At 53.8% G+C, this 18,711-nt stretch carries 18 protein-coding genes and 16 other annotated features; of the genes, 11 read left to right on the forward strand and 7 right to left on the reverse strand.

What is annotated here, in order from left to right:
- Window positions 1-191 precede the first annotated feature (191 nt).
- Window positions 192-871 (reverse strand): putative DNA repair protein gene (gene radC, locus STM3729; RefSeq protein ID NP_462629.1). Within the gene, window positions 192-857 belong to an annotated coding region; the region does not span the whole gene.
- Window positions 866-871: a ribosome-binding site (putative RBS for radC; RegulonDB:STMS1H003702), on the reverse strand. (Overlaps the previous gene by 6 nt.)
- Before the next feature lie 148 nt (window positions 872-1,019).
- Window positions 1,020-1,025: a ribosome-binding site (putative RBS for dfp; RegulonDB:STMS1H003703), on the forward strand.
- On the opposite strand from radC, the gene dfp reads away from it, so the two are divergent.
- The 3 genes from dfp (at window position 1,020) to ttk (ending at window position 3,393) form a co-directional block, all read left to right on the forward strand.
- Window positions 1,020-2,253 (forward strand): flavoprotein gene (gene dfp, locus STM3730; RefSeq protein NP_462630.3). Within the gene, window positions 1,030-2,253 belong to an annotated coding region; the region does not span the whole gene. Its footprint overlaps the feature before it by 6 nt.
- Complete coding sequence (dut, locus tag STM3731) at window positions 2,234-2,689, forward strand: deoxyuridinetriphosphatase (RefSeq protein NP_462631.1); 456 nt, start codon at window positions 2,234-2,236, stop codon at window positions 2,687-2,689. The genes dfp and dut overlap by 20 nt, the downstream gene beginning before the upstream one ends.
- Window positions 2,690-2,779: 90 nt before the next feature.
- Window positions 2,780-2,785 (forward strand) — a ribosome-binding site (putative RBS for ttk; RegulonDB:STMS1H003704).
- The gene (ttk, locus tag STM3732) for a putative TetR/ArcR family transcriptional regulator (RefSeq protein NP_462632.1) occupies window positions 2,780-3,393 on the forward strand. Within the gene, window positions 2,797-3,393 belong to an annotated coding region; the region does not span the whole gene. (Overlaps the previous feature by 6 nt.)
- A 77-nt stretch (window positions 3,394-3,470) precedes the next feature.
- Here ttk and pyrE read toward each other — a convergent pair.
- Window positions 3,471-4,125, reverse strand: a protein-coding gene (gene pyrE / locus STM3733) for an orotate phosphoribosyltransferase (protein NP_462633.1). Within the gene, window positions 3,471-4,112 belong to an annotated coding region; the region does not span the whole gene.
- Window positions 4,120-4,125: a ribosome-binding site (putative RBS for pyrE; RegulonDB:STMS1H003705), on the reverse strand. (Overlaps the previous gene by 6 nt.)
- Before the next feature lie 65 nt (window positions 4,126-4,190).
- The gene (gene rph, locus STM3734) for an RNase PH (RefSeq protein NP_462634.1) occupies window positions 4,191-4,921 on the reverse strand. Within the gene, window positions 4,191-4,907 belong to an annotated coding region; the region does not span the whole gene.
- Window positions 4,916-4,921: a ribosome-binding site (putative RBS for rph; RegulonDB:STMS1H003706), on the reverse strand. (Overlaps the previous gene by 6 nt.)
- Before the next feature lie 99 nt (window positions 4,922-5,020).
- Window positions 5,021-5,026, forward strand: a ribosome-binding site (putative RBS for yicC; RegulonDB:STMS1H003707).
- Here rph and yicC point away from each other — a divergent pair.
- The gene (gene yicC / locus STM3735) for a putative stress-induced protein (RefSeq protein ID NP_462635.1) occupies window positions 5,021-5,896 on the forward strand. Within the gene, window positions 5,033-5,896 belong to an annotated coding region; the region does not span the whole gene. Its footprint overlaps the feature before it by 6 nt.
- Window positions 5,897-5,945: 49 nt before the next feature.
- Here yicC and STM3736 read toward each other — a convergent pair.
- Window positions 5,946-6,851, reverse strand: a protein-coding gene (locus STM3736) for a putative LysR family transcriptional regulator (RefSeq protein ID NP_462636.1). Within the gene, window positions 5,946-6,848 belong to an annotated coding region; the region does not span the whole gene.
- Window positions 6,846-6,851, reverse strand: a ribosome-binding site (putative RBS for STM3736; RegulonDB:STMS1H003708). It overlaps the preceding gene by 6 nt.
- 62 nt (window positions 6,852-6,913) lie before the next feature.
- Window positions 6,914-6,919: a ribosome-binding site (putative RBS for STM3737; RegulonDB:STMS1H003709), on the forward strand.
- Between STM3736 and STM3737 the strand changes: the two genes are divergently transcribed.
- The gene (locus STM3737) for a putative Zn-dependent hydrolase (RefSeq protein NP_462637.1) occupies window positions 6,914-7,803 on the forward strand. Within the gene, window positions 6,922-7,803 belong to an annotated coding region; the region does not span the whole gene. (Overlaps the previous feature by 6 nt.)
- Before the next feature lie 238 nt (window positions 7,804-8,041).
- Window positions 8,042-8,047: a ribosome-binding site (putative RBS for yigC; RegulonDB:STMS1H003710), on the forward strand.
- Window positions 8,042-8,671, forward strand: a protein-coding gene (gene yigC / locus STM3738) for a putative inner membrane protein (RefSeq protein ID NP_462638.1). Within the gene, window positions 8,054-8,671 belong to an annotated coding region; the region does not span the whole gene. It overlaps the preceding feature by 6 nt.
- Here yigC and yicF read toward each other — a convergent pair.
- Window positions 8,668-10,365, reverse strand: a protein-coding gene (gene yicF, locus STM3739; RefSeq protein ID NP_462639.1) for a putative DNA ligase. Within the gene, window positions 8,668-10,353 belong to an annotated coding region; the region does not span the whole gene. The two genes, yigC and yicF, sit on opposite strands and share 4 nt — an antisense overlap.
- Window positions 10,360-10,365, reverse strand: a ribosome-binding site (putative RBS for yicF; RegulonDB:STMS1H003711). It overlaps the preceding gene by 6 nt.
- A gap of 228 nt (window positions 10,366-10,593) precedes the next feature.
- Window positions 10,594-10,599: a ribosome-binding site (putative RBS for gmk; RegulonDB:STMS1H003712), on the forward strand.
- On the opposite strand from yicF, the gene gmk reads away from it, so the two are divergent.
- The 5 genes from gmk (at window position 10,594) to recG (ending at window position 16,474) form a co-directional block, all read left to right on the forward strand.
- Window positions 10,594-11,233 (forward strand): guanylate kinase gene (gmk, locus tag STM3740; protein ID NP_462640.1). Within the gene, window positions 10,610-11,233 belong to an annotated coding region; the region does not span the whole gene. It overlaps the preceding feature by 6 nt.
- A 38-nt stretch (window positions 11,234-11,271) precedes the next feature.
- Window positions 11,272-11,277: a ribosome-binding site (putative RBS for rpoZ; RegulonDB:STMS1H003713), on the forward strand.
- Window positions 11,272-11,563 (forward strand): RNA polymerase, omega subunit gene (gene rpoZ / locus STM3741; RefSeq protein ID NP_462641.1). Within the gene, window positions 11,288-11,563 belong to an annotated coding region; the region does not span the whole gene. Its footprint overlaps the feature before it by 6 nt.
- Before the next feature lie 7 nt (window positions 11,564-11,570).
- Window positions 11,571-11,576 (forward strand) — a ribosome-binding site (putative RBS for spoT; RegulonDB:STMS1H003714).
- The gene (spoT, locus tag STM3742) for a (p)ppGpp synthetase II (protein ID NP_462642.1) occupies window positions 11,571-13,693 on the forward strand. Within the gene, window positions 11,582-13,693 belong to an annotated coding region; the region does not span the whole gene. Its footprint overlaps the feature before it by 6 nt.
- Window positions 13,694-13,697: 4 nt before the next feature.
- Window positions 13,698-14,387: a putative tRNA/rRNA methyltransferase gene (gene spoU, locus STM3743; RefSeq protein NP_462643.1), complete on the forward strand. Its 690-nt coding sequence runs from the start codon at window positions 13,698-13,700 to the stop codon at window positions 14,385-14,387.
- Window positions 14,373-14,378 (forward strand) — a ribosome-binding site (putative RBS for recG; RegulonDB:STMS1H003715). It overlaps the preceding gene by 6 nt.
- Window positions 14,373-16,474 (forward strand): DNA helicase gene (recG, locus tag STM3744; protein ID NP_462644.1). Within the gene, window positions 14,393-16,474 belong to an annotated coding region; the region does not span the whole gene. The genes spoU and recG overlap by 15 nt, the downstream gene beginning before the upstream one ends.
- 2 nt (window positions 16,475-16,476) lie before the next feature.
- On the opposite strand, the gene STM3745 is transcribed toward recG, so the two are convergent.
- Window positions 16,477-17,334, reverse strand: a protein-coding gene (locus tag STM3745; protein ID NP_462645.1) for a putative cytoplasmic protein. Within the gene, window positions 16,477-17,328 belong to an annotated coding region; the region does not span the whole gene.
- Window positions 17,329-17,334: a ribosome-binding site (putative RBS for STM3745; RegulonDB:STMS1H003716), on the reverse strand. (Overlaps the previous gene by 6 nt.)
- Window positions 17,331-18,548, reverse strand: a protein-coding gene (gene gltS / locus STM3746; protein NP_462646.1) for a GltS family glutamate transport protein. Within the gene, window positions 17,331-18,536 belong to an annotated coding region; the region does not span the whole gene. The genes STM3745 and gltS overlap by 4 nt, the downstream gene beginning before the upstream one ends.
- Window positions 18,543-18,548, reverse strand: a ribosome-binding site (putative RBS for gltS; RegulonDB:STMS1H003717). It overlaps the preceding gene by 6 nt.
- Window positions 18,549-18,711 lie beyond the last annotated feature (163 nt).

Raw genomic sequence — 18,711 nt, forward strand, 5'->3', positions numbered from 1 at the left:
TCGAGCTTCGTATGGGGTATCGGCGCCTCGTCAGGCTTTACAGCCTGGTCATCGCGCAGTTCTATTGAACTCTCGATTGCCAGGCCCAAATGCCAAACCCGAGATTCTCAAAGGTGGCGTAGTATACGCTGACCCGGCGATATGCTCAAGTCCCGAACAGACAAAGATCCCGATGGATCGCGCAAAGAATCTTAAATCCAGCCGCGTTCGGCAAAAGAAACGTACTCTCCGCGCCCAATTATCAGGTGATCGAGCACCCGGATATCCATAAACTGGCAACACTTTATCACGCGCTCAGTGATAAGTTTATCTGCTTTACTTGGCTCTGCGCAGCCTGAAGGGTGGTTATGCGCCAGAATGACCGCTGAAGCATTGAGTTTAATCGCTTCCCGAACAATCTCACGCGGATGCACCTCTACGTGGTTAAGCGTGCCGGAAAACAGGCGGCTGTGCTGAAGCACCCGGTGCTGGGCATCGAGGAAGATCACCAGAAAGATCTCACGCTCTTCGCCCGTCAGTTGGCTTTGCAGAAATTCCCGCGTCATTTCCGGACTCAGCAACGCACTTTCCTCATTCATGCGCACGCTGTAATAGCGCCTTGCCAGCTCAGCAATGCCTTTCAACTGCGCGAATTTCGCCAGGCCGATGCCGTTTACGCCGCGAAACTGCGCAAAGTCCGCCGACAGCAGGCCATACAGCGACCCAAAGTGCTGCAATATCTCTTTTGCCAACGTCATAACATCTTTTCCCGGCGTGCCGGTACGTAAAAAAAGCGCCAGCAGCTCCACGTCGCTGAGGGAAGCAATGCCGGATCTGAGCATTTTTTCACGCGGCAATAATTCGTCCAACGTATCCATACGCGCACCTCCTTTTTTAAGGAAGCGGCATAGTGGCACAGCCTTTGGGAGAGATCGACGCCCCGATTTTGTTCTTGCGTAGCGCCTCGCAAAGTGGAGCGCAGGCAAAGACACGACGCCGTAGAGATTGTGATAAAATAGCCGCCTTTCAAAGTCACCCAACAGGAAAGACATGATGAGCCTGGCCGGTAAAAAAATTGTTCTCGGCGTTAGCGGCGGTATCGCTGCGTATAAAACGCCGGAGCTGGTGCGCCGTTTACGTGAGCACGGCGCTGACGTGCGCGTGGCAATGACCGAGGCGGCAAAAGCCTTTATTACCCCCCTGAGCTTACAGGCAGTGTCGGGCTATCCCGTATCCGACAGTCTGCTTGACCCTGCCGCTGAAGCCGCGATGGGGCATATCGAGTTGGGGAAATGGGCCGACCTGGTGATTCTTGCCCCCGCGACCGCCGACCTGATCGCCCGTGTAGCATCGGGTATGGCTAATGATTTAGTCTCCACCATTTGCCTGGCGACGCCAGCCCCGGTGGCCGTGCTTCCGGCCATGAACCAACAGATGTACCGCGCTGCCGCCACGCAACATAATCTGGAGGTGCTCGCCTCTCGCGGCCTGTTCATTTGGGGGCCGGATAGCGGCAGTCAGGCGTGCGGCGACGTAGGCCCAGGCCGAATGCTGGACCCATTAGTTATCGTTGATAAGGCCGCCGCGCATTTCGCTGCCGTCAACGATTTGCGACATCTTAATATCATGATTACGGCAGGTCCGACGCGCGAACCGCTCGACCCGGTGCGTTATATTTCCAACCACAGCTCCGGTAAAATGGGCTTCGCTATTGCGGCGGCCGCAGCGCGTCGCGGCGCAAATGTCACGCTGGTCTCCGGTCCCGTTTCGTTACCGACGCCGCCTTTTGTAAAACGGGTTGATGTCATAACCGCGCTGGACATGGAAGCCGCTGTTCAGGCCGCCGTTCAACAGCAGCACATTTTCATTAGCTGCGCCGCCGTGGCTGACTATCGCGCAGAGACTATCGCCAGTGAAAAAATCAAAAAACAGGCGGCGCAAGGTGATGAATTACTAATAAAAATGGTCAAAAACCCGGACATTGTCGCCGGGGTGGCCGCACTCAGTGACAATCGACCCTACGTTGTTGGGTTTGCCGCGGAAACGAATAATGTGGAAGAATACGCCCGGCAAAAACGTATCCGTAAGAACCTTGACCTGATTTGTGCAAATGATGTTTCTCTTTCAAATCAGGGATTTAATAGCGATAAAAACGCTTTACACCTTTTCTGGCAGGATGGAGATAAAGTCTTACCGCTTGAGCGGAAAGAACTCCTGGGCCAATTATTACTCGACGAGATCGTGACCCGTTATGATGAAAAAAATCGACGTTAAGATTCTGGACCCGCGTGTTGGTCAGCAGTTTCCGCTGCCGACTTATGCTACTTCTGGTTCTGCCGGGCTTGACCTGCGCGCCTGTCTCGACGACGCCGTAGAACTGGCGCCTGGCGCAACGACGTTGGTACCTACCGGACTGGCCATTCATATCGCCGATCCATCACTGGCGGCAGTCATGTTGCCGCGTTCGGGCCTGGGCCATAAACATGGTATCGTGCTGGGCAACCTGGTCGGGCTGATTGATTCCGATTATCAGGGGCAACTGATGGTTTCGATCTGGAACCGTGGTCAGGACAGTTTTACCATTGAACCGGGCGAACGTATCGCGCAAATGGTGTTTGTTCCGGTCGTTCAGGCCGAATTTAATCTGGTGGAAGCATTTGACGCCACCGAACGTGGCGAGGGCGGCTTCGGTCATTCTGGCCGTAAGTAAATTTTACGCATCCCCATAACGTCATAATACTGCCGCAAGCGCTGAGTTTGCGGTTATAGCGTGGGTGCTCGCCTGGCAAGTGCTTATTTTCAGGGGTATTTTGTAACATGGCAGAAAAACAAACTGCGAAAAGGAATCGTCGCGAAGAAATACTTCAGTCACTGGCGCTGATGCTTGAATCCAGCGATGGAAGCCAACGCATCACGACGGCAAAACTGGCGGCCTCGGTCGGCGTTTCAGAAGCGGCGCTATACCGCCATTTTCCCAGCAAGACCCGCATGTTCGATAGCCTGATTGAGTTTATCGAAGATAGTCTGATTACCCGTATCAATCTGATTTTAAAAGATGAAAAAAACACCAGCACGCGTTTGCGCCTGATTGTGTTGCTGATTCTGGGTTTTGGCGAACGCAACCCTGGCCTGACGCGCATTCTTACCGGGCACGCGCTGATGTTTGAACAGGATCGCCTGCAGGGGCGCATTAATCAGCTTTTTGAACGCATCGAAGCGCAGCTCCGCCAGGTGCTACGAGAAAAAAGAATGCGTGAAGGCGAAGGCTACACGACGGATGAAAATCTGCTGGCAAGCCAACTGTTAGCCTTCTGTGAAGGTATGCTTTCACGGTTCGTGCGTAGCGAATTTAAATACCGCCCAACGGACGATTTCGACGCCCGCTGGCCGCTCATTGCCGCTCAGCTACAGTAACGCTGACTGGATAGTGGCTCACGCCTTATCCAGGCGACAGAAACATAGGCCCGGTAAAGCGCCACCGGGCAATTCGCTTACACGCCAAATTCTTCCCGGTATGCTCGCACAGCCGCCAGATGCTCAGCCATATCAGGTTTTTCTTCCAGATAGGCAATCAGGTCTTTCAGCGTAATGATGGAGATAACCTTACAACCATAGTCGCGCTCCACTTCCTGAATCGCGGAAATCTCGCCGCGGCCACGTTCCTGACGATCCAGCGAAATCAGTACGCCAGCCAGCGTAGCCCCGTGCGCCTGAATAATCTCCATTGACTCGCGAATCGCCGTACCTGCGGTAATCACGTCATCCACCAGCATCACGCGGCCCTGTAGCGCGCTGCCCACCAGGCTCCCGCCTTCACCATGATCTTTTGCCTCTTTGCGGTTAAAGCAGTACGGCAGGTCTTTATCGTGATGTTCCGCCAGCGCAACCGCCGTCGTCGTCGCGATCGGAATACCTTTGTACGCGGGGCCAAACAGCAGATCAAATTCAATACCGGAATCCACCAGCGCTTCGGCATAAAAACGGCCTAACAACGCCAGGTCGCGCCCGGTATTAAACAGCCCGGCGTTGAAGAAATAGGGGCTTTTGCGCCCGGATTTCAGCGTAAACTCGCCAAACTTTAGTACCTGCTTGTTAAGCGCAAACTCAATAAACTGGCGCTGATACGGTTTCATGGATTCGCTCCTTTTCTTACTTTCATCATTTACGAAATTTACGGACAAAAAAAAGGCGACTTTTCAGTCGCCTTAAAATCAATTTTCTAACGCCGCCTTCTGCGTCGCCACAATGGATTCAATTCCCCCTCGGGCCAGCGCCAACAAAGTGAGAAGTTCTTCATGGCTGAACGGCTCGCCTTCCGCGGTACCCTGTACTTCAATAATACGGCCGTCTTCAGTCATCACGACGTTCATGTCGGTTTCTGCTGCGGAATCTTCAACATATTCCAGATCGCAGATCGCTTCGCCGTTAACGATGCCTACGGAAACCGCCGCCACCATGCCTTTCATCGGATTGGTTTTCAGCTTACCGTTGGCAACCAATTTATTCAGCGCATCCGCCAACGCCACGCAGGCACCGGTAATAGACGCTGTACGCGTACCGCCATCGGCCTGGATTACATCGCAGTCCAGCGTAATGGTAAATTCGCCGAGCGTTTTCAGATCGACCGCCGCACGCAGCGCACGCGCGATCAAACGCTGAATTTCCATAGTACGGCCGCCCTGCTTACCCTTTGCCGCTTCGCGCGCGTTACGGGTATGGGTAGCGCGAGGCAACATGCCATACTCTGCGGTGATCCACCCCTGGCCTTGTCCTTTCAGAAAACGTGGAACGCCCTCTTCAATGGAGGCAGTGCACAACACTTTAGTATCTCCAAATTCGACCAGTACCGAGCCTTCAGCGTGTTTTGTATAGTTACGGGTCAGGGTTACGGGACGCACCTGATTAGCGCTACGGCCTGCTGGACGCATATTGAGATCTCCGGCTTAAAACGAATGTGGCTGCGCATTATACGGACTTCCGATGGTTATTCCTATCCTGACAAGGCCTGGATAGCTATAATCCCCTCATCTCTCCTTTAAAAACGGGAACATCTATGATCCGCAGTATGACCGCCTACGCCCGGCGTGAAATCAAGGGTGAATGGGGTAGCGCGACCTGGGAAATGCGCTCGGTAAACCAGCGTTATCTGGAAACTTACTTTCGTCTGCCGGAACAGTTCCGTAGTCTTGAACCCGTCGTGCGCGAACGCATTCGTACACGCCTGACGCGCGGCAAAGTCGAATGTATGCTGCGTTTTGAACCCGATGCCAGCGCGCAAGGCGAGCTTATTCTGAATGAAAAGCTAGCGAAACAATTAGTTAGCGCCGCAAACTGGGTCAAAATGCAGAGCGACGAAGGGGAAATCAATCCGGTTGATATTTTGCGCTGGCCAGGTGTCATGGCGGCGCAAGAGCAGGATCTGGACGCGATTGCCGCAGAAATTTTAGCCGCACTGGACGGTACGCTGGATGACTTTATCGTCGCGCGCGAAACGGAAGGCCAGGCGCTGAAAGCGCTGATTGAACAACGGCTGGAAGGCGTCAGCGCCGAAGTAGCGAAAGTCCGCGCGCATATGCCGGAAATCCTGCAATGGCAGCGTGAGCGCCTGGTCGCGAAGCTGGAAGATGCTCAGGTTCAGTTGGAAAACAACCGTCTGGAGCAAGAGCTGGTGATGATGGCGCAACGCATTGATGTGGCGGAAGAGCTGGATCGTCTGGAAGCGCACGTCAAAGAGACTTACAACATTCTGAAGAAAAAAGAGGCGGTAGGTCGCCGTCTGGACTTCATGATGCAAGAATTTAACCGTGAGTCGAACACCCTGGCCTCCAAATCCATCAACGCTGATGTAACTAACTCCGCTATTGAATTAAAAGTGTTGATCGAGCAAATGCGCGAGCAAATCCAGAATATTGAATAATTCTGGCGCTCAATATGTCACAGAGCCCGCCTTATGCGGGCTCTCGCGTTTATCGGTAGTACGTTTTTAATTTCCGGCGAATAGCGTCGATAAGGCGTCGCTTCCACTCTACCGTTGAAGCCCGATACTGCATAAAAATAGCGCCTTCCGCCTGCTCCCCGGCAAGCGGCAGGACAAAAAGACCGCGCTTATCGGATAAATTTTCATACCAGGGGCGCGGTACAATCGCCATTAGCGGCGCCGACTGGACAGCAGGCGCAAGTTGACTGTAATCATGACAAACAAACGCCAGCGGACGTTCAAACCCGGCACGAGCCTGCTGCCTGTCCAGTTCGTTGTTCTCTTTTGTCCACGGCAAACAGTAAATGTGTTGATAATGCTGTAGATCAGCAAAATTCAACGCTGTGGCATTCTCCAGACGTGAACGCAATGGCGCGCCATAAACCGCGATCAAACGCGTAGTCCCCACCCGCTCGTAATGCAGAGCGCTGACCTGCTTTTGATGGTCGCCAATTGCCAGCACCAAATCAACCGAGCTATCCAACAGTTCATCACGCCAGGGTCGGCGGGCAAAAGGAAGGCACTCGATCACCGCCTGATGAAGATGACCTTTCTCTGCGAGAACTGGCGTAAGCAGCGCGTTCAATGCGGGAGGAAGTACCACCCGAAAACAACGGGAGCCGTTCTCTTTATCGCCAAACAGCTCCTCATTAAGCGAAACAAACACAGGCGCCAATTTGTCACGCAGCGCCTGCGCATAAGGCGTAGGAATCTGGCGGTTCCCTTCCCGTCGAAACAACGGGTCGTTTAGCGCATCGCGCAATCTCATTAACGCATGACTTACCGCAGAAGGCGACAAAGCCAGCTTTTGCGCCGTTTTCCCCGTAGAGCTCGTCTCCAGCAGCACATACAGTACTTTTAACAGGTTCATATCCATTTGCAGCAAGTTCATTAAACGTCTCTCTTATTGAACCTGGCTAAATTACTGCCAGGTATACTGCGGGCGCTTCAATCAGGAGAACATTATGAATCGCTATGCATTATTCCTTGTATGTATATTTTCAACATCAGCACTTCCTGCCATGGCGGCATTAGATCCTTCACAACCGTTATCACCCGCGCCTCCGTTATCACTGTTTAAAGCGTGGGCTAAGCCTATAAAGCCGTTTCAAATCACAGAAGGCGTGTGGTATGTCGGTACGAAAAATCTCTCTTCTATTCTGCTGACCACTCCGGCAGGGCATATTCTTATTGATGCGGGGTTGGATGAAAGCGCACCGCAAATTAAAGCGAATATTGAAGCGGCAGGATTCCGCCTCACAGACGTGCGCTATCTGTTGAATAGCCATGCGCGGCTGGATCAAGCGGGGGGCATGGCACGTTTGAAAGCGTGGAGCGGCGCACAATTGGTCGCCAGCCAACCCAACGCCGATCAGATGGCGAGGGGTGGACGACAGGATTTTGCGCTTGGCGATGCGCTCCCCTTTCCGCCCGTCACCACCGATAAAATTATCCACCACCAGGAAAGCATCATCCTCGGAGGGATAACCGTGACAGCACTATTCACGCCTGGACATCTGCCCGGCTCAACTTCCTGGCGCGTAACGCTCCGCAACGGCAAGACGCTAATTTACGCAGATAGTCTCGCCACGCCCGACTATCTGCTGATTAACAACAAAAATTACCCTGACCTGGTTACTGATATTCAGAGCAGCTTTAAGACACTGGCCGCCCAGCATGTTGATATCTTTATTGCCAACAAAGGTGACCGCTTCGGGCTACTGGAGAAACGACAGCAACTTCGCAACGGCGATACACAGGCATTCTTTGATTCCAATGGCTTGCAACAGTATGTGGAACGCTCGCGCCAGCGCTTCATCACACAACTTACCGCACAGCAGCCATAATGAAATAACTCACCGGCGGCGCGTCCAGGGCGCCGTTCTTTTAAATTATCTAAGTCAAAATAGAAAAACCTCGCATACAATAAACCACAAAAATGATGTTCAATTTATTGATATTTATAATAAATAATTATTAATTATAAATTTAAAATCATTACTAAAATTTATTAATCGTGTAATGCCTTAGAAAATCTCAATCGTGATACAGCGCACAAATCGTTAATCTTCGCCCCCAGTAAATTAGGGGGAAATCATGCTGTTGCACGTTCTTTATTTAATTGGCATCACTGCCGAGGCCATGACGGGCGCACTCGCTGCGGGTCGTCGTCGCATGGATACATTCGGCGTAATTATTATTGCTACCGCCACCGCCATTGGTGGAGGCTCAGTTCGCGACATTCTGCTCGGTCACTATCCGCTGGGTTGGGTGAAGCATCCCGAATATGTCATTATTGTGGCGACTGCCGCTGTATTGACCACCATTGTTGCCCCCGTCATGCCCTATTTACGCAAGCTTTTCCTGGTACTTGACGCGCTGGGGTTGGTGGTTTTCTCTATTATTGGCGCTCAGATAGCCCTTGATATGGGCGAAGGGCCAATTATCGCCGTGGTGGCCGCCGTCACTACTGGCGTCTTTGGCGGCGTGCTCCGCGATATGTTCTGCAAACGCATTCCACTGGTGTTTCAAAAAGAGCTATATGCCGGCATTTCGTTCGCCTCGGCGGTGCTCTATATTGCGCTGCAACATTACGTCATGAATCCGGATGTCGTCGTTATCTCTACGCTACTGTTTGGCTTTACAGCAAGGTTATTAGCGCTACGTCTTAAACTTGGCCTGCCGGTATTTTATTACCGCCATGAAGGGCACTAAGACCCAAATCCGGGAATATGCTGAGCAGCCAGCCATCTGCTCAGCGCTTTGATCTGCAGATTATTCCGCCAGTCGATGACTCTCCCGGCACGACGCTCGCCCGTCGCTGGTAACTGCCGCCAGTGTTGCTCTGTTCGCATTAATAACTGCTCCCATGAACGATCGCCGCTGGCCTGTAATGCAGCCTGCGTTAAGGGGATATCCATCGCCATGATCCAGCGGGTAAACGGCTGCCGGCGCGCCAGGTTAAATTGCCGCCATATCTGCTCGCTTTTTCCTTTAGCAAAGCCTGGCGTGTTGGCTATTTGCGCTGACGTCAGGGTAAGCCAGGAGAAGATATGCTCAAAGCGATGCGTCTGATGCAAGGCCCGCCAGCTGGCTTCACCCATTCCGTCCAGACCCAACGCCGACCGTGACCCCAGCCATATCAGCCTGGAGATAAACTGTTCCTGACACGTTGCCGACGCGTAAAAGCAGGTCAGCGAGTTGAAATGGCTATCAGGCGGTACAGGCTTACTCCGCTCACGACTCCGCCAGACGACCTCATCAAGCCGGGGAATGCCTTGCCCGGCCAGACTCACCAGGATCTGATCGCCCGGCGCGATATCCCACGCTTCCCAACGTTTCACAGAACCGATATTGACCCGCTGAACCCGCTTATCATCCAATATAACGGGGACAAGCGACGCTACTACGGTAATTTTGCCGCTTTTCCCCACCGAGAACTGAATAGCGCTCACTTGCGCGACCTGCGCTACTGGCGGATATTTCCATGCTGCCAGCCAGTCGCCCTGCCCGGGTCGCCAGTGTTGTGACGCAGGTTCTTTAGCCATGCGTATCACTACGCCATCCGTTACAAAGGGTAATGCTGACGTCAGCCATGACTGGCGCGCCCGCTCGACCTCGCTGGCATCTTTTACCGCCAGGGTATATTTATTCGTCAGACTGAATCCAGCCTTAGCAAGTTGGCTTAATCTTTCGGGCATATTTGCCGGACCGTCCGGCCACGCCCAAATAAAAATACCCAACGAATTTAGCGCGGAGGCGTTATCCTGGCGCATTAACATTCCTGCGACTTTCGAGCGCGCATTCATCCCGCCCATCCGTTGCTGGATATGTCCCTCGCGCTGTAGAAAGATTTCGCCCTGTAACACCGCGTTAGCAAGCGCGCCTTGTGTTGTCTGCGGTATAGAGGGGATCAGGCGAATTTTTGGCGTCCAGTCCTCGCCTTGTAGTCCGTTACCCCGGCTAATGGCCCTGGTCAGTTTACCGTTTTGATAAACCAGTGTTACCGCTACGCCATCCACTTTTGGCTGTACCCAAAGCTCGCTGCGCCCGCGCATCCACTGTTCTACCGCCTGTCGGTCCACGAGTTTACGTACGCCCGTGTGCGCAACAGGGTGCATTGTTGTACCGTTTAACGGCGGTGAAACCGGAGTAGATGAAACATCCTGACCAACACAGCGTTGCCACTGAACCAGCCTTGCGCTGAGTTGGTCGTACACACTATCGTCAACCGCGCTAACCCCTTGTTTCCAGTAGATGTCATTCCAGTCAGCGAGCTGTTGCTGTAAACGGGCGATTTCTTCAGCGGCCCTTGCTGGCGGCCAGGCCGGGCAAAGCGCCCCACTCTGCGAATGCCACAATAAAATTCCCCACGCCATACTTTTCCATAATCTCATCACGACCTCCTGCGCACATTGCCCGGCAGGTATAGCGCTTTAGTGAATAAAAACCGACAGGTAAAAATGCATCATCCGAGCCGCTTTCCAGATTTTTTGGTGGGTTGCTGCAACGACGCGATAAAAGCGGAAAAAGGGACGCAAAATGCAATAATCTGGCGCAAAAAGTGTGACAAAGACTACGTCGCATAACGGCGATGTGTATAATAAGCCCGTATCAAGGCTCTATTTCGATAATCACAGACGTAAGATACTCATGGCTCAAGGTACGCTTTATATTGTTTCTGCCCCCAGTGGCGCGGGTAAATCCAGCCTGATTCAGGCTTTATTAAAAACCCAACCGTTGTATGACACTCAGGTTTCCGTTTCACATACCACGCGCGCGCCGCGTCCGGGTGAAGTGCACGGTGAGCACTATTTCTTTGTAAATCATGATGAGTTTAAAACCATGATTGGCAGGGAGGCGTTTCTGGAGCACGCGGAAGTGTTTGGCAATTACTACGGCACTTCGCGCGAAACCATTGAGCAAGTGCTGGCAACCGGCGTTGATGTTTTTCTGGATATCGACTGGCAGGGCGCCCAGCAAATTCGCGAAAAGATGCCGCAAGCACGCAGCATTTTTATTTTGCCGCCGTCAAAGATCGAATTGGATCGCCGTTTACGCGGCCGCGGGCAAGATAGCGAAGAAGTCATTGCCAAACGAATGGCGCAAGCGGTTGCAGAAATGAGCCATTACGCCGAATATGATTATCTTATTGTGAATGACGACTTTGATACCGCGTTAAGCGACTTGAAAACCATCATTCGCGCTGAACGTCTGCGTATGAGCCGCCAAAAGCAGCGTCATAACGCTTTAATCAGCAAATTGTTGGCAGACTGAACCCACTTTCAGTATCATGCCCAGTCATTTCTTCACCTGTGGAGCATTTTAAGTATGGCACGCGTAACTGTTCAGGACGCTGTAGAGAAAATTGGTAACCGTTTTGACCTGGTACTGGTCGCCGCGCGTCGCGCTCGTCAGATGCAGGTAGGCGGAAAGGATCCGCTGGTACCGGAAGAAAACGATAAAACTACCGTTATCGCGCTGCGCGAAATCGAAGAAGGTCTGATTAACAACCAGATCCTCGACGTCCGCGAGCGCCAGGAACAGCAAGAGCAGGAAGCCGCTGAATTACAAGCCGTTACCGCTATTGCTGAAGGTCGTCGTTAATCACAAAGCGGGTCGCCCTTGTATCTGTTTGAAAGCCTGAATCAACTGATTCAAACCTACCTGCCGGAAGACCAGATTAAGCGTCTTCGGCAGGCGTATCTCGTTGCACGTGACGCTCACGAGGGCCAGACACGTTCAAGCGGTGAACCCTATATCACGCACCCGGTGGCGGTGGCCTGTATTCTGGCCGAGATGAAACTCGACTACGAAACGCTGATGGCCGCTCTGCTGCATGACGTGATTGAAGATACCCCCGCCACCTATCAGGACATGGAACAGCTTTTCGGTAAAAGCGTTGCCGAGCTGGTAGAGGGGGTGTCGAAACTTGATAAGCTCAAGTTTCGCGATAAGAAAGAGGCGCAGGCCGAAAACTTTCGCAAAATGATTATGGCGATGGTGCAGGATATCCGCGTCATCCTCATTAAGCTTGCTGACCGTACCCATAACATGCGCACGCTGGGCTCGTTACGCCCGGATAAACGTCGTCGTATTGCCCGTGAAACGCTGGAAATCTACAGTCCTCTGGCGCACCGTTTAGGTATTCATCACATCAAAACCGAGCTGGAAGAGCTGGGTTTTGAAGCGCTGTATCCCAATCGTTACCGCGTCATCAAAGAAGTGGTAAAAGCGGCGCGCGGCAACCGTAAGGAGATGATCCAAAAAATCCTCTCTGAAATCGAAGGACGTTTGCAAGAGGCGGGAATTCCGTGTCGCGTTAGCGGTCGCGAAAAACATCTTTACTCGATCTACTGCAAAATGGTGCTCAAAGAGCAGCGTTTTCACTCGATCATGGACATTTACGCTTTCCGCGTCATCGTTCATGACTCCGATACCTGCTATCGCGTACTCGGCCAGATGCACAGTCTCTATAAGCCGCGTCCGGGACGGGTGAAAGACTATATTGCCATTCCCAAAGCGAACGGCTATCAGTCTTTGCACACCTCAATGATCGGCCCGCACGGCGTTCCTGTTGAAGTCCAGATCCGTACCGAAGATATGGATCAGATGGCGGAAATGGGGGTCGCGGCGCACTGGGCGTATAAAGAACACGGTGAGACCAGCACCACGGCGCAGATCCGCGCCCAGCGCTGGATGCAGAGCCTGCTGGAGCTACAACAGAGCGCCGGTAGTTCGTTTGAATTTATCGAAAGCGTAAAATCCGATCTCTTCCCGGATGAGATTTACGTTTTCACCCCGGAAGGGCGCATTGTCGAACTGCCCGCTGGCGCTACGCCGGTGGATTTTGCCTATGCAGTGCATACCGACATCGGCCACGCCTGCGTCGGCGCGCGTGTCGACCGCCAGCCTTATCCGCTGTCGCAGCCGCTTAGCAGCGGTCAGACCGTCGAAATTATTACCGCGCCGGGCGCGCGTCCCAACGCCGCCTGGCTGAACTTTGTCGTCAGCTCTAAAGCGCGCGCTAAAATTCGTCAGTTGCTGAAAAACCTCAAACGTGATGACTCCGTAAGCCTGGGCCGTCGTCTGCTTAACCATGCCTTAGGCGGTAGTCGTAAGCTGGCGGAAATTCCGCAGGAAAATATTCAGCGCGAATTGGATCGTATGAAGCTGGCAACGCTTGACGATCTGCTGGCGGAAATCGGTCTCGGCAACGCGATGAGCGTAGTGGTCGCGAAAAATCTGCAGCAAGGCGAAGCCGTGGTGCCGACCGTTGCGCAATCGAATCACGGCCACCTGCCGATTAAAGGCGCGGATGGCGTGCTTATCACCTTTGCGAAGTGTTGTCGTCCGATCCCAGGCGACCCGATCATCGCTCACGTCAGCCCAGGTAAAGGACTGGTGATCCACCACGAATCCTGCCGTAATATCCGTGGATACCAGAAAGAGCCAGAGAAATTTATGGCGGTCGAATGGGACAAAGAGACGGAGCAGGAATTCATTACCGAAATCAAGGTGGAAATGTTTAACCATCAGGGCGCGCTGGCTAACCTGACGGCGGCGATTAATACCACCACCTCCAATATTCAAAGCCTGAATACTGAAGAGAAAGATGGTCGCGTCTATAGTACCTTTATTCGCCTTACCGCACGCGATCGCGTACATCTGGCGAATATCATGCGCAAAATCCGCGTGATGCCAGACGTCATTAAAGTCACCCGTAACCGAAACTAGCGCTATGAATCCAAAACGTTATGCGCGTATATGCGAAATGCTCGCCAGGCGTCAGCCTGATCTCACGGTCTGCATGGAGCAAGTCCACAAACCTCATAACGTTTCTGCAATCATTCGTACCGCAGATGCCGTTGGCGTCCATGAAGTCCATGCCATCTGGCCAGGTAGCCGGATGCGCACCATGGCTTCTGCGGCGGCGGGCAGCAACAGTTGGGTACAGGTGAAAACTCACCGTACCATTGGCGATGCGGTAGCCCATTTGAAAAGTCGGGGAATGCAGATTCTGGCAACCCATCTTTCTGATAAGGCCGTAGACTTTCGCGAGATTGATTACACGCGCCCGACCTGTATTCTGATGGGTCAGGAGAAAACCGGTATTACTCAGGAAGCATTAGCCCTGGCGGATCGGGATATCATCATTCCGATGATCGGCATGGTACAGTCGCTGAACGTTTCCGTCGCCTCCGCGCTCATTCTTTATGAAGCCCAGCGCCAGCGACAGAACGCGGGCATGTATCTGCGTGAAAATAGCATGTTGCCGGAAGATGAACAGCAGCGCCTGCTGTTTGAGGGTGGTTATCCGGTGCTGGCGAAAGTCGCTAAACGTAAAGGTCTGCCTTATCCTCGCGTCAATCAGCAGGGCGAAATCGACGCCGATGCTGACTGGTGGGCGACGATGCAGGCGGCAGGGTAATCACCATGTCAGGCCGCTTGTTAGACGCTGTTCCGCTCAATTCCCTGACAGGCGTCGGCGCAGCGCAAAGCAGTAAACTGGCGAAAATTGGCCTGCACACCGTGCAGGACCTCCTGCTCCACCTCCCTCTGCGTTACGAAGACCGCACCCATCTCTACCCCATTGGCGAACTGCTGCCTGGCATCTACGCCACCGTTGAAGGCGAAGTGCTGAACTGCAATATCACTTTCGGCGGTCGTCGGATGATGACCTGCCAGATTAGCGACGGTTCCGGCATTCTTACCATGCGCTTTTTCAATTTTAACGCAGCGATGAAAAACAGCCTGGCGACGGGACGACGTGTGCTGGCCTACGGGGAAGCGAAGCGCGGCAAGTATGGCGCAGAGATGATCCATCCGGAATATCGCCTGCAGGGCGATCTCAGCACGCCGGAACTTCAGGAAACGCTCACCCCCGTCTATCCGACCACCGAGGGCGTGAAGCAAGCGACACTGCGCAAGCTTACCGATCAGGCGCTGGAGTTGCTCGACACCTGCGCCATTGCCGAACTACTGCCGCCGGAACTGGCGCAGGGTATGATGAGCCTGCCGGAGGCGCTACGTACCTTGCATCGCCCGCCGCCGACGCTCCAGCTCGCCGATTTAGAAACCGGCAAACACCCGGCGCAGCGGCGGCTTATTCTTGAAGAGCTACTGGCGCATAATCTCAGTATGCTGGCGCTTCGCGCAGGCGCGCAGCGCTACCACGCTCAGCCGCTAAGTACCAACAACATATTGAAAGACAAGCTGCTGGCGTCGTTGCCGTTTAAACCCACCAGCGCGCAGGCGCGGGTGGTAGCAGAGATCGAACGTGATATGGCGCTGGATGTGCCGATGATGCGTCTGGTTCAGGGCGACGTGGGTTCCGGTAAAACGTTGGTTGCGGCGCTTGCCGCCTTGCGCGCTATTGCCCACGGTAAGCAGGTGGCGCTGATGGCGCCGACCGAATTGCTGGCTGAACAGCACGCAAATAATTTCCGCAACTGGTTCGAACCGTTGGGCGTTGAAGTGGGTTGGCTGGCCGGTAAGCAAAAAGGTAAAGCGCGTCAGGCGCAGCAAGAGGCTATTGCCAGCGGTCAGGTGCAGATGATTGTCGGCACCCACGCTATCTTCCAGGAACAGGTGCAGTTTAACGGGCTGGCGCTGGTTATTATCGATGAGCAGCACCGCTTTGGCGTCCACCAGCGGCTGGCATTGTGGGAAAAAGGCCAGCAGCAGGGCTTTCATCCGCATCAGTTGATTATGACCGCAACGCCCATTCCGCGCACCCTGGCGATGACTGCCTACGCCGATCTCGATACCTCGGTGATTGACGAGCTACCGCCGGGCCGTACCCCTGTCACTACCGTTGCGATTCCGGATACCCGTCGCCATGAAATCATTGATCGTGTGCGCAACGCCTGCACAACCGAAGGCCGTCAGGCCTACTGGGTCTGTACGCTGATTGAAGAGTCAGACCTGCTGGAAGCGCAGGCAGCGGAAGCCACCTGGGAGGAGCTCAAGCTGGCGTTACCGGAGTTGAATATCGGCCTGGTACACGGCCGCATGAAGCCCGCCGAAAAACAGGCGGTGATGCAGGCCTTTAAGCAGGGCGAACTGCATCTGCTGGTCGCCACTACGGTGATTGAGGTGGGGGTCGATGTTCCTAACGCCAGCCTGATGATTATTGAAAACCCGGAGCGACTGGGCCTGGCGCAGTTACACCAGCTCAGAGGGCGCGTTGGCCGTGGCGCGGTCGCATCGCACTGCGTGCTGCTCTATAAATCGCCGCTGTCGAAAACGGCGCAGAAGCGTTTACAGGTATTGCGCGACAGCAACGACGGCTTTGTGATTGCACAAAAAGATTTAGAGATTCGCGGCCCGGGGGAATTACTGGGCACGCGCCAGACGGGTAACGCCGAATTTAAAGTAGCTGATTTGCTGCGCGATCAAGCCATGATCCCCGAAGTTCAGCGTATTGCCCGTCATATTCACGAACGTTATCCACAGCAGGCACAAGCGCTGATTGAGCGCTGGATGCCGGAAACCGAACGTTATTCCAACGCCTAATCCTATTCGCCGCGCGACAGAGCCAACAGAAGATCCTCAATCTGGATAGCGATAACGTCCTGGGCTGCCAGGGCATCGCGCGAGATACGCGTTGCCATCGCACTCTCCGGCTCGTCCCGCAGCATTTCCGCCGCCTTCTGCACCCCGTCGAGGATCATCTCCGACGTTAACTGCCGGGTTAAAAACGCCAGATTATTTTCCAACCACGGTTCTTCCGTCGCACCTAATGGCGGTTGCCACTGCCACGAGCCTTCTGGCCAAAGCGGGTTAACCTCTACCGGATAAATTAAATGTGCGGCGTACTGCAACGCGCATACCGCTTTACCCGGCGTATCCAGTAACCACCACTGATTCCAGAGCGAACGGATAAACGGCGCAATGCCGCCGAGAACATTGAAGGTATCCAGCCAGGTCAGCGGAGAGTTGAAACCGCGCTCGTGATTGATTCGCGCCAGCATGGTCTCCAGCAAAAAATGCCGTACCTGCTGACGCTGAGCGGCATCCATCATTTCCCGCCAGAGATAAGGCCGCCGTAACGCACGCAGGAAAGACTCCTCGAAGTGATCGCCATAGCCATGGGTTAACAGCGTTTCGCGCCAACAGGCAAGGCACAGCGGAAACAGATAACGAAACAATTCCGGCTGCATCGGTTCGTGGTAAACCAGATTCAGCACATAATAAACGCTCAGATGCCAATCGGTAATCTGCCGCCAGTCCGTCGCCGCCAGCGCCTGCAACTCAGCATCGGCATAGTCAAACTCCGCTTCCCACACGTTAAGAACCGGCGGCTCATCGCCAAAAATATGACGGCAGCGTTCACGCAGGGTTTCAGGTTGACGGCAACGTTTTTTCATCTTTATCCGGCAAACATTGGCAGCATCAGGTACAGCTTGATCACCAACGCATTGACGATATCGATAAAGAACGCGCCGACCATCGGCACCACCAGGAACGCCATATGCGAGGGGCCAAAACGGTCGGTAATCGCCTGCATATTAGCAATGGCGGTCGGCGTTGCGCCAAGGCCAAAACCGCAGTGACCCGCCGCCAGCACCGCCGCATCATAGTTTTTCCCCATCATGCGCCAGGTGACGAAGATCGCGTACAGCGCCATGAAGATGGTCTGTACCACCAGAATCGCCAGCATCGGCAGCGCCAGTGACGCCAGTTCCCACAGCTTCAGGCTCATCAGCGCCATTGCCAGAAACAGTGACAAACTCACGTTCCCCAGCACCGAAACAGCACGCTCAAATACGCGATAAAAACCCACCAGCGCCAGGCCATTGCTGAGGATCACCCCAACAAATAGCACACAAACGAAGACCGGCAGTTCAAGCACCGTTCCCGCCAGTAGCTGCGCTACGATTTTGCCCACGGTCAAACAGATAGCAATCAGGGCGATGGTTTCGATTAGCACCAGAGAGGTGATCATACGGCCCACATCCGGCTTTTCAAAGGCTGTCGGCACGGCCTGATCGTCAGGCATTCCATCCGGCGTGGTGGAGTGTTTCACCAGATAACGCGCTACCGGGCCGCCAATCAACCCGCCCAGCACCAGGCCAAAGGTTGCACATGCCATCGCAACTTCGGTGGCACTGGCAAAACCATAACGTTCGACAAACAGTTTACTCCACGCCGCGCCGGTACCGTGTCCGCCGGACAGCGTAATTGACCCGGCAATCAGCCCCATTAACGGGTCCAGCCCCAACAGACTCGCCATGCCGATACCGATGGCATTCTGCATCAGCAGTAATCCGACCACGACGACCAGGAAGACGCCAACAACGCGTCCCCCCTTGCGCAGGCTGGCAAGGTTAGCGTTAAGGCCGATCGTCGCGAAAAACGCCAGCATCAACGGATCGCGCAGGGTCATATCAAAGTTGACCTCCCAACCGACGCTTTTTTTCAGTACCAGCAGAGCAACCGCGACCAGTAATCCCCCCGCCACCGGTTCCGGAATCGTATATTTCTTCAATAAGGAGACAGACTGGACCAGCTTGCGACCCAGTAGCAGCACCAGCGTGGCGGCGACAAGGGTCGATAAGGTATCGAGTTCAAACATTTAAAGCTCCTGTAGTGCGCTGTGACATGTGCGCACAAATCATTTCCTGAGTCAGTTTTTTAGCTCTTTGCGAGTCTTCGGCATGGATTTTAAGCAGAAAAAGGCAAAAAGTTATATAAAAAGGTGCATTTATCTTTTTTAAATATTAAGAATATTCGCTCGCAATCGTTTGCTT

The organism is Salmonella enterica subsp. enterica serovar Typhimurium str. LT2, assembly GCF_000006945.2.
In the GTDB taxonomy this organism is placed as follows: domain Bacteria; phylum Pseudomonadota; class Gammaproteobacteria; order Enterobacterales; family Enterobacteriaceae; genus Salmonella; species Salmonella enterica.

Coding starts and splice junctions, on each gene's coding strand:
- radC (NP_462629.1), bottom strand. CDS start 857: ATGGATACGTTGGACGAATTATTGCCGCGTGAAAAAATGCTCAGATCC.
- dfp (NP_462630.3), top strand. CDS start 1,030: ATGATGAGCCTGGCCGGTAAAAAAATTGTTCTCGGCGTTAGCGGCGGT.
- dut (NP_462631.1), top strand. CDS start 2,234: ATGAAAAAAATCGACGTTAAGATTCTGGACCCGCGTGTTGGTCAGCAG.
- ttk (NP_462632.1), top strand. CDS start 2,797: ATGGCAGAAAAACAAACTGCGAAAAGGAATCGTCGCGAAGAAATACTT.
- pyrE (NP_462633.1), bottom strand. CDS start 4,112: ATGAAACCGTATCAGCGCCAGTTTATTGAGTTTGCGCTTAACAAGCAG.
- rph (NP_462634.1), bottom strand. CDS start 4,907: ATGCGTCCAGCAGGCCGTAGCGCTAATCAGGTGCGTCCCGTAACCCTG.
- yicC (NP_462635.1), top strand. CDS start 5,033: ATGATCCGCAGTATGACCGCCTACGCCCGGCGTGAAATCAAGGGTGAA.
- STM3736 (NP_462636.1), bottom strand. CDS start 6,848: ATGAACTTGCTGCAAATGGATATGAACCTGTTAAAAGTACTGTATGTG.
- STM3737 (NP_462637.1), top strand. CDS start 6,922: ATGAATCGCTATGCATTATTCCTTGTATGTATATTTTCAACATCAGCA.
- yigC (NP_462638.1), top strand. CDS start 8,054: ATGCTGTTGCACGTTCTTTATTTAATTGGCATCACTGCCGAGGCCATG.
- yicF (NP_462639.1), bottom strand. CDS start 10,353: ATGAGATTATGGAAAAGTATGGCGTGGGGAATTTTATTGTGGCATTCG.
- gmk (NP_462640.1), top strand. CDS start 10,610: ATGGCTCAAGGTACGCTTTATATTGTTTCTGCCCCCAGTGGCGCGGGT.
- rpoZ (NP_462641.1), top strand. CDS start 11,288: ATGGCACGCGTAACTGTTCAGGACGCTGTAGAGAAAATTGGTAACCGT.
- spoU (NP_462643.1), top strand. CDS start 13,698: ATGAATCCAAAACGTTATGCGCGTATATGCGAAATGCTCGCCAGGCGT.
- recG (NP_462644.1), top strand. CDS start 14,393: ATGTCAGGCCGCTTGTTAGACGCTGTTCCGCTCAATTCCCTGACAGGC.
- STM3745 (NP_462645.1), bottom strand. CDS start 17,328: ATGAAAAAACGTTGCCGTCAACCTGAAACCCTGCGTGAACGCTGCCGT.
- gltS (NP_462646.1), bottom strand. CDS start 18,536: ATGTTTGAACTCGATACCTTATCGACCCTTGTCGCCGCCACGCTGGTG.